The organism is Methanomicrobia archaeon (genome assembly GCA_016930255.1).
Classification (GTDB): Archaea; Halobacteriota; Syntropharchaeia; order Alkanophagales; family Methanospirareceae; genus JACGMN01.
The window spans coordinates 1-9,325 of the sequence record JAFGHB010000086.1 but is presented as its reverse complement, the minus strand read 5'-3'; the positions used below and the strand labels follow the sequence as shown (position 1 = coordinate 9,325).

Sequence of the window (9,325 nt, the reverse complement as noted above, 5' to 3'; positions counted from 1 at the left end):
GACACCTACGCCTTCATCGAGGATCGCAATGAAGAGTATATCGCGTCGAATCTTATTGACGGAACATTCGCCGATTTAGAGCTCAACCTCATGCTGTTTATTGACTCTTCAGGCCAGATCGTTTTCGGCAAGGCCTTTGATCTGGAGAATGAAGAAGAACTACCCATTCCACCGAGTTTAGTGGAGCACCTTGCTCCAAACGCCCCGCTTGTACGCCACACCTCGACAGAGGGTAGCATCTCGGGGATCGTTCTTCTTGCAGAGAATCCTATGCTCGTTGTCTCACGGCCCATCATAACCAGCTTAGATGAAGGCCCTATTCGCGGTGCACTGATTATGGGTCGCTATCTCGACGCCGCGGAAGTAGCGGATATCGCAGAGATAACGCAATTGTCTTTCAGCGTCCATCGGTTCGCCGATTCGCAGTTGTCTTCCAATTTACAAGAGGCAAAATCCTCATTATCCGAGGATACACCTGTATTCATCCAACCATTGAGTGAGGAGTCCATTGCGGGGTACACCCTGCTGGAGGATATTTACGGAAACCCTGGTCTTATCCTTGAAGTGGATATACCACGGGCTATCGCCAGGCAAGGCCAAGCCACCTTGCAGTATCTTATCTTGTCGATCCTGGCAGTTGGTCTAGCGTTTAGTGTGGTGGTCTTATTATCTTTGAATAGGTTGGTACTATCTCCGTTGAGTCAACTAAACGATAGTGTCGACGGTATAGGCGCAAGTGGTGACCTTTCGCAGCGAGTCACTATAGCGGGACGAGATGAAATTGCGAACCTTGCCGGCGCGATCAATAAGACGTTAGCGTCGTTGGAACGGTCTCAAAACGAGCTGCAAGTATCAGAAGAAAAATATCGAATGTTGGTGGAGAACGCCAACGAGGCTATTGTTGTGGCTCAAGACGGCATGCTCAAATTTGTCAATCCCAAAGCGGTGGAGATCTCAGGTTATTCACAAGAAGAGCTAACTTCCAGACCATTTGTGGATTTCGTCCACCCAGATGACCGGGAGATGGTGCTTGAAAGCTATCTTAAACGGCTGAAAGGAGAAGAGCAACCAAGCGTCTATTCTCTCCGATTGGCTAGTAAGGGCGGCAATATCTTCTGGGTTGAGATAAATGCGGTCTTGATTACTTGGGAGGGTCGACCTGCCACGTTAAATTTTCTAAACAACATCACCGAGCGTAAGCGGGCGGAGAATCTGATCAACCTCCAGCACGATCTAGCTATGGCATGTACCGCCGTAACCATGCTTGATGAGGGGTTGCGTCTCTGCCTTGAATCGGTGATCCATGCCTCTGGGATGGACTGTGGCGGTATTTATCTGGTGGATGAGACCACCGGGGCTTTAGACCTTGTGGTTCATACAGGATTATCACCTGATTTTATCGTGAGTTCGTCACACTATGAAGCTGATTCGCCTAGTACAAGGCTCATAATGGCAGGCAAGCCAATCTACGCAAAACATTCAGATTTAGGGGTGCCCTTAGACGAGGCTAGAAGGCGTGAGGGCTTGCGTGCTTCCGCCATTATTCCGGTGCATCACGAAGATCAGGTGATCGGTTGTCTGAATACCGCTTCCCATATGTTAGATGAGGTGCCCGTTTTCTCTCGTGGCACGCTCGAGACGATTGCAGCACAAATCGGCAGCTCGATTGTCCGTTTAAAAGCAGAGAAGGCGCTGTGGGAGAGCGAAGAGAGGTACCGACTGCTGACTGAAGAATCACCCCTAGGGCTGGCGATTATATCGTCTGAGGGGGACTATAAATACGTGAATTCCAAGTTCGTCGAGCTGTTCGGTTATACACTCGATGACATCCATACCGGGAGGGACTGGTTCAGTAAGGCCTTTCCTGATGAGCAATATCAAAAAGAGGCCATTTCAACCTGGATCGAAGATCTAAGGGCATCACAGCCCGGCGAATTCCGGCCTCGAACATTTACCGTGAGGTGCAAGGATGGATCAAAGAAGGTGATTTACTTTAGATCAGCCACCATGACGACGGGCGAACAGCTCATCACCTATGAAGATGTCACGGAACAAATGCGTGCACAGGAAGAGATTAGTAGACTCTACGAGCTGAAACGTGCGATCTTGGAAAAAGCGCCGTTTGGTATATTCGTGATAGATAGTGATGGTACCGTTGAGTACGTGAACCCAGTCATGAGAGACATTTCAGGCGATACTAAAGAGCAACTCGAAAATTTAAATGTCTTTGAACTTCCACCATACCAGAAGTTGGGTCTCACCGACAAGATCAAATCAGCCTTACAGGGTGAGCCTTTCTTTATGGAATCCGTCGAATACACCTCGCATTACGCGAAGAAGTCATCCATAAGAAATTTCACCGGCATGCCATTCGTAGATGAAGAAGGCGGTAGGAAAGCACTTGTTTTCGTCGAGGATATTACCGGAGTGAAAGAGGCAGAGAAGGCGCTGCGGGAGAGCGAGGAGAGGTACCGATCAATGATTGCCTCTACTGGAACCGGCATGTGTATTATAGAGGATGATATGATCATCTCATTCGCGAATGATGAGCTTGCGCGAATTGCTGGTTACACCAAGGAAGAAGTCGAGGGTAAAGTACACTGGACTGATTTTGTTGCGAAAGACGATCTTGAGGTGATGAAGGAGCGACATAAATTGAGGAGAGTAGATGACAGTCAGCCCCCTTCGACCTACGAGTTCCGATTGATCACCAAAGGAGGAGATGTCAGAGATATTCTTCTCAATATAACGATAATCCCCGGGACAAAAAAGAGCCTTGCTTCGTTGATTGACATCACCGAGCGGAAGCGTATGGAGAGGGAGCTCCGGGAATCGGAAGAGAAATATCGCTCCCTCGTGGAATCCACCGAAGATTCCGTCTATTTGGTGGATAAGAATTGCCGGTATCTCTTCATTAACCGAAGACATCTGTCACGATTAGGCTTGACAAGCAAGGATATTTTAGGGAGAACGTACAGTGAGGTTCATTCCGAAGTGACAACGAAAAAGTTTGCTGATGAAGTAGGAGAGGTATTCGAGACCGGGGACTCAGTCCACTCTGAACATGAAAGCACTCGAAACGGCAGAAACTTTCTCCGAACGTTAAGTCCCGTTAACGATTCTGACGGAAGGACGATAGCCGTAACGGTGGTTTCAAAGGACATCACGGAATTGAAACGCGTGGAAAATGAGCGTAAAAGGTTTATCACAGAGCTTGAAGCAAAGAACGCCGAACTCGAGCGATTTACCTATACCGTCTCGCACGACTTGGCATCACCTCTTTTTGCCATCCGGGGCTTTACCACTATTGCACGAGAAGATTTAGAACAGGGCAATACGGAGCATTTAACAAGCGATCTGGAACGAATAGAAGGTGCAGCGGCAAAGATGGACCTCCTTCTGAAGGACACACTGGAACTCTCTCGTATCGGTCGTGTGGCAAATCCGCCCGAGGATGTCCCGTTTGGTGAAATCGTTAAGGAAGCTCTGGAGCAGACAGTAGCGCATATAGAATCGAGCGGCGTTGAAGTATCTGTTGCGGAGGATTTCCCGACCGTTCACGTTGATCGAATGCGGATCGTCGAGGTGCTGGTAAATCTCATAGGAAATAGCATAAAATGCCGCGGTGATCAGCCAACGTTAAGAATTGACATCGGGTATCGTTTAGACGGTCAAGAGACGGTATTCTTCGTGAAGGACAATGGAATAGGGATTGATCCGAGCCAGCACGAGAAGGTCTTCGATCTTTTCTATAAAGTCAACGCGACGAGCACGGGGACCGGCGCAGGATTAGCAATCGTGAAACGGATAATCGAGGTGCACGGCGGGCGCATCTGGATAGAATCTGAGAAGGGCAAGGGATGCACCGTTTGTTTCACACTTCCTGTTTCATAAGAACACACGTTCTCAGCAGTTAGTTATCCAAGGAACGTCAATTCCACCTCCTATTTCGAGCGTTCGTTAGTTTTGAATCTTCGCTCGTTGCACCACGCACGGCGTGCGTGATAGTGAGGAGCGGTGAACAATTTTCGTCACTGGTTGGTGCTTGTGCGATTTTCGTTCGTGACATCTCCAGCGGCTTTAAACTTATAGAAAGAAGATCTTTCTTACATTTCGTATAGAAAAAAACGTGTAAATATTTTTTTAACCAATCAGCATTTTTATAAACTCTCCGGGCTATGGTCATTATATCTGTAGTAAAGGGATTGGATGGACTTACTCGTGCCGAATTAACGGAGGGAAATGTGCTATCGGTAAGATGAATCGAGAGCAAACGAGGATAAAAATATTACACGTGGATGACGAGCCTGATGTCCTCATATCAACAAAGCGCTTTCTGGAACGGAGGAATGCGAATTTTAGTATTGATGGTGCAACCTCGGTCGAGGAAGGCATAGAACTCTTGAACAGCGTGGACTACGACGTGGTACTCTCAGATTATAAGATGCCGGGAATGGACGGCTTGGAATTCCTCGACTATCTCCGTCAGAGTGGAAACACGGTTCCGTTCATCATGTTCACGGGGAAGGGGCGAGAAGAAGTGGCGATGGAGGCGTTGAACAAGGGAGCAAACCATTACCTCCAGAAAGGTGGCGAGATAAAAAGCCTGTATGGGACACTGGCACATGTGATAAAAGAGGTGGTAGAGAAAAATAGGACGGAAGATGCACTGAAGAAGTCGGAGAAGGAATATCAGGCCATTTTTGAAACGACCGGCACCGCAATGGTCATCATTGAGGAGGATACGACCTTATCCTTGGTAAACACGAAATTTGAAGAATTATCCGGCTATTCCCGGGAGGAAGTGGAAGGTAAGAAAAGTTGGACAGAATTCGTCGTGGAAGAGGATTTGGAGCGAATGAAAGAGTATCATCGCTTACGAAGGATCGATCTGGATGCGGCACCAACGAACTATGTGTTCAGGTTTATTGACAAAGCAGGGAATGTTAAAGACATTTTCTTGTCCATCAGCGTGATTCCAGGGACAAAAAAGAGCGTCGCAGCTCTTTTGGATGTCACCGAACGCAAGCGGGCGGAGGATGTGTTGCGAGAAAATGAAGAGAAGTATAAAACCCTCGTAGAAAACGCACCTTTCGGTATTTATTATAGTGACGTTAAAGGAGCGTTCCTCTACGGAAACGAGAAGGCCGAGGAAATCGTGGGTTATAAGCGGGACGAGTTGATTGGGAAGAATTATCTTAAACTAAAATTGCTCGATCCGAAAGGGCTGAGTAAAGCTATTAAACTACTTGCCCTCAACGCACTTGGAAGAGCGACAGGTCCTGATGAGTTCGTGCTATACAGGAAGGACGGCTCTAAACGTTCTGTAGAGATTTGGACACAAATGGTTACGATTAATGGTGAGAAAGTCGTTTTAGGAATGGTTGAGGACATCACCGAGCGTAACCGAGCGGCCGAGACACTAAGGAAATCCAAAGAGCACCTTGAAGTAATCCTCAGGACTATGCCTTTTGGCATATTCACCGTGGATTTAGAAAAAAAGATTACATCTTGGAGTCACGGTGCCAAAATACTAACCGGGCTCAGGGCAGAGGATGTTATAGGTAAAACGTGCACTGAAATATGGAAATGCACAGCATGCCTTGAAAACTGCTGTTTATACGCGGGAGGTGTAAAAAAGCCAGTTTATAGAAAAGAATGTCAGATCACCGTAGGTGGAAGGGCACTCACAGTCTCAAAGAACGTTGATTTCCTCAAAGATAAAGAAGGGCATGTAATCGGCGGCTTAGAGACGTTTGAAGATGACTCCGAACGAAAGAGCGCGGAAGAAAAACTCGCAAGAATCATTGATGGATCGTCCATTCCCACATTCGTAATCAATAGCGAGCACAAAATCACTCACTGGAACACCGCTGTTGAATCACTCACCGGTGTGAAACGGGAAGACGTAATTGGAACGGATAAGCAGTGGATACCCTTCTATCCCAAGAAGAGGCCCGTTATGGCTGATCTAATCGTCGATTGTGCCCCTAAGCGTGAATTTAAACGAAGGTATGGGGATAAATATAAAAAATCAGCGTTAATCGAAGGCGCTTATGAAGCGTTAGATTACTTCTTCGCCCAGAAAAACAGAGGGAAATGGCTTCTATTTACCGCAGCACCATTGAGAGACTCCAAAGGGAGTATTATTGGAGCGATAGAGACGTTGCAAGACATCACGGAGCGCAGGCAGGCAGAGAGGGAACGGGAACAGCTTCTTAAAGAGCTTGAGGCCAAGAACAACGAGTTGGAGCACTTCACCTACACGGTCTCTCACGACTTGCAGTCGCCGCTTTTTGGCATCCGTGGCTTTACCACTCTTGCGCTGGAAGATTTGGAACAAGACGATACGGCGAATCTGGCGAACGAGTTGATGCAGATAGAAAAGTCAGCCATAAAGATGGAACACCTGTTGAACGATACACTACAGCTCTCGCGAATCGGTCGTGTGGTGAATCCGCCAAGCGATACCCCGTTTGAAGGCATTGTTAAAGAGGCATTGGAGCAGACAGCCGGGAAACTAAGCTTAAATAATATTGAGGTTTCTGTGGCTGATGACTTCCCCACCGTGCATGTGGATCGAATGCGGATCGTCGAGGTGCTGGTGAACCTGATTACGAACAGCATAAACTACCGAGGCGAACAGCCACATCCGAAAATAGAGATTGGACATCGCTTAGACGGCCAGGAGACGGTATTTTTCGTGAAGGACGATGGAATAGGGATCGGTCCGAGCCAACACGAGAAGGTCTTCGATCTTTTCTATAAAGTCAATACGACGAGCACGGGAACCGGTGCGGGGTTAGCAATCGTGAAGCGGATAATCGAGGTGCACGGCGGGCGCATCTGGATAGAATCTGAGGAGGGCAAGGGATGCACGGTTTGCTTCACACTGCCGGTTCAAAAGGCATAAACTTTCTCGATACCCCTCAACGGGAGAGGTATTCTCCGCTCCCTATTTCGCGCGTCATATATCCCCTCCCCGACCACCGCTCTCTCCAGTGGAAACCAAAGGGAAAAGTTCGAATAGAAACCGAAAATCATATAGTAGTTGGGCTTGCATATATAGTGGACAATTTATGCAATATTGCTACAAAGAGCGAATATTGCAGAAGTAAGATAAGATGAACAAAACAGAAGCGGAGTACTCAGACAGAAAGTTTAAGCCGATACGAGTTTTGCATGTCGATGACGAGCCTACAGATCTGGAGATAACGCGGATATTTCTGCAAAGAGCGTCGAAGAATGCCTTTGAAATCGTGAGTGTACTTTCAGCGGAAGAAGCGTTGGACAGACTTAAAACCGAGCATTTTGATACGGTCATTTCCGATTACCAGATGCCTGGAATGGATGGTATCGCGTTTTTGGAAGTCCTCAGAAGCAGCAGAGAACACGCTCTTATTCCGTTCATTCTCTTCACAGGCAAAGGGGGGGCGAGGATTGCTGCGGAAGCTTTGAAGAAGGGCGCTGACAGATACATCACTAAGAGCGGGAATCCTGCAAGTCAATGCAATGAATTGGCAGATACGATAAAGGGGCTTTTGGGCTGGGAAGTGACCGAAGATGAGCGATGGAGGATCGATGAGGGCCCCTTAAAAGTGGCTGTCGCGGATTCTCAGTGTCAATTAGTTTAATACCTCCAAACGCCTTCCGCCGGTTCTCCAGAAACGATCAGAATGCCCGCTTAAATCACAGGAACACTGAAACAGAGGGGTTCTTAGATCTGGGAGAACAAAAAGTGAGATTAGCTGAGACGGGATGAGAAAAGCCCACCGGCTGCTCGCGTGAAAAGATACTTAGCCATACAGTGAAAGCGGAAGACCCAGGGGGCAAAACTCTCTCGTTGTGTGCTTGCATCACGCTCCAAATAGGGGATTTCAACGCGGAATTGACAAGTTGAGAGAAGATTATGGAAGACCACGAACGAGCCCACCGCGATGGGCACGAACACATGGAAGGTTGCATATAACAATTATATTCTATTTTCAGACCTTTACAACAAAAACTTAGAACATTCGGAACGGGACTTACAAATATAACAACCCTTTTATATTGGCTTTGGTAAGATTAGTATAAGCTAATGAACCACTCTCAGAAGAGTACCGCTGTCCCTGGTAGAAAAAGTATATTTGTGAGGCTCCTCGCAGTTATGCTCTCCCTCTCCGTCATCTCTGGCGGGGTTATTCTACTCGGGATTTCGTTTAACTCTGTTAATTTAACCGCAAACGAAGCGTTTATGACCGGTCTCAACTTATTTTCGCTTACTATCCCTTTTATCTGCATCGCTTCCTTTTTCCTCGCCAAAACGTTCACAGAACCGATAATGCAGTTGATAGAAGGCACAAAAGCGGTATCGAAGGGCAAATTCGATTATAATCTGGAAATAAAGACAGGCGATGAAATTGAGGAATTGGCGAATACGTTCATCGAGAGTAAAGCCGAAATGGAAAGCTTTATTTATACGGTTTCACATGACTTGAAGACGCCACTTGTCACCATTCAGGGAATTGCGGGGATGCTCAAGAAGGATTTAGAAGAGAATAACGGAGAGTCTGTGGATAGCGATTTGGAATACATAGAGAACGCCATCATAAAGATGGACTCCCTTTTACGTGATACTATAAAATACTCTCGTATCGCTCGTGTGGAAAAACCGCCCGAGTATGTACCTTTTGGCGAGCTTGTTCAAGAAGCATTGAAACAAACCCAGACAGAGATAGAAGCGAGGGGTGTGGAAGTGGCTGTGGTTAACGATTTCCCGGTCGTTTACGTGGACCGCATGAAGATAGTTGAGGCGCTGGTAAATCTCATTGAGAACAGCTTAGATAATTTCGGAGATCAACAGTATCCGGAGATCCACATTGGGCATCGTCATGATCGCGGTGAAGTCGTATTCTTCGTGAGGGATAATGGGATAGGCATTGAGCCAAACCAACACGAGAAAGTTTTTAAACTGTTTTACAAGCTGGATAAAGATAGCAAGGGCACTGGTGCAGGTCTTGCAATCGTGAAGCGAATCGTTGACCTACATGGGGGGCGTATCTGGATAGAATCAGAGAAGGATAAAGGCTGCACGGTTTGTTCTACCTTGCCTTGCGCCGCTTAGTTAGGAGGAAGCGAGAAAAAATGAGAGGGGAAAAGGTTGTAACCTTGTTGGTGGAAGACGAAGAAGCACACGCGATGCTTACGATGCGAACTCTTGAAGAAGAAGGACCGAAAAATGATATCCGTTGGGTTGCTGATGGAGAAGAAGCGCTGGAATATTTGTTCCAAACCGGCAGTTATGCGGATAAGACAAAAAGCCCGCGACCCGATTTGGTGCTTC

General features: G+C 47.2%; 6 protein-coding genes. 5 read left to right on the top strand and 1 reads right to left on the bottom strand.

Translation table 11 applies throughout. From position 1 onward, the window contains the following. From JW878_11160 to JW878_11150, 3 genes are all read left to right on the top strand, one after another. The coding region (locus tag JW878_11160; protein MBN1763609.1) for a PAS domain S-box protein at positions 1–3,894 on the top strand (3,894 nt) is incomplete at its 5' end. 364 nt (positions 3,895–4,258) lie between these two features. Further along, the gene (locus JW878_11155; protein ID MBN1763608.1) at positions 4,259–6,913 is read left to right on the top strand and encodes a PAS domain S-box protein; all 2,655 of its coding nucleotides are present in this window, start codon (positions 4,259–4,261) and stop codon (positions 6,911–6,913) included. A gap of 211 nt (positions 6,914–7,124) precedes the next feature. Then, positions 7,125–7,634 (top strand): response regulator, encoded by a 510-nt coding sequence (locus JW878_11150; GenBank protein MBN1763607.1) that lies wholly within the window; start codon positions 7,125–7,127, stop codon positions 7,632–7,634. 457 nt (positions 7,635–8,091) lie between these two features. Here JW878_11150 and JW878_11145 read toward each other — a convergent pair whose 3' ends face one another. Continuing rightward, positions 8,092–8,313, bottom strand: coding sequence for a hypothetical protein (locus tag JW878_11145; protein MBN1763606.1), 222 nt, complete (start codon positions 8,311–8,313; stop codon positions 8,092–8,094). 10 nt (positions 8,314–8,323) lie between these two features. Between JW878_11145 and JW878_11140 the strand changes: the two genes are divergently transcribed. Then, positions 8,324–9,106, top strand: a complete 783-nt coding sequence (locus JW878_11140) for a GHKL domain-containing protein (protein MBN1763605.1) — start codon at positions 8,324–8,326, stop codon at positions 9,104–9,106. A 20-nt stretch (positions 9,107–9,126) separates the two neighbouring features. Next, on the top strand, positions 9,127–9,325 hold a 199-nt coding region (locus tag JW878_11135), incomplete at its 3' end, for a response regulator (protein MBN1763604.1).

Excerpts from the sequence above, each read along its gene's own strand:
- JW878_11155 (MBN1763608.1), top strand. The coding sequence starts at position 4,259 with ATGAATCGAGAGCAAACGAGGATAAAAATATTACACGTGGATGACGAG.
- JW878_11150 (MBN1763607.1), top strand. The coding sequence starts at position 7,125 with ATGAACAAAACAGAAGCGGAGTACTCAGACAGAAAGTTTAAGCCGATA.
- JW878_11140 (MBN1763605.1), top strand. The coding sequence starts at position 8,324 with ATGCAGTTGATAGAAGGCACAAAAGCGGTATCGAAGGGCAAATTCGAT.